A 531-nucleotide genomic window follows, 5' to 3' on the forward strand; every position below is an offset into this window, starting at 1 on the left:
GCGGATCAAAACAGCGCTGGCAGACCGCTTCGACATCGAGCACACAACGCTGGAGCTGGAATGCGCGCGCCACGCCTGCGACGACCCGTCCGAGTTCGGCGGGCGCGGGCATGGCGAGGAGCGGCACGGATGACCGACTTTGCTTCCGTGGCGCTGACCGTCGCGCTTGTCTGTGAAACAGTTCTTATTGCGATGCTGCTTTGGTCGATCCTTGTCCCATCCCGCCGTCTCTGGCCCCCGCAACGGGTGAACTGGCTCAGCCAACTCATGGTCTGGCTCCCGACCCTCGCGGTCTTCAGTAGCGCGATCCTTGTGGGCTCCGCCGGATGGAATGCTCTGGATTGGCCGCTCTGGCTTCGTTGGAGCGTAGGCCTGCCGCTGATCATGGCGGGCAATGCCGTGGTCTGGCCTGCTGCCTTGGGCATCGGCCTCGACGCGACCAGCGGCGCGGAAGCCGAGCTGAAAACCGATGGTTTCTATCGTTGGTCGCGCAACCCGCAATACGTGGCAGACATGGGCATCCTGGTCGGA

Annotated in this window: 1 protein-coding gene; it reads left to right on the plus strand. The window is 64.0% G+C overall.

The window, feature by feature from the left end; all coding sequences use genetic code 11:
• Nucleotides 1–129 precede the first annotated feature (129 nt).
• A partial coding sequence (locus ACR0E6_RS23035; RefSeq protein ID WP_480587800.1) for a methyltransferase family protein occupies nucleotides 130–531 on the plus strand: 402 nt, incomplete at its 3' end.

It is taken from the genome of Ruegeria sp. AP12, assembly GCF_056540025.1.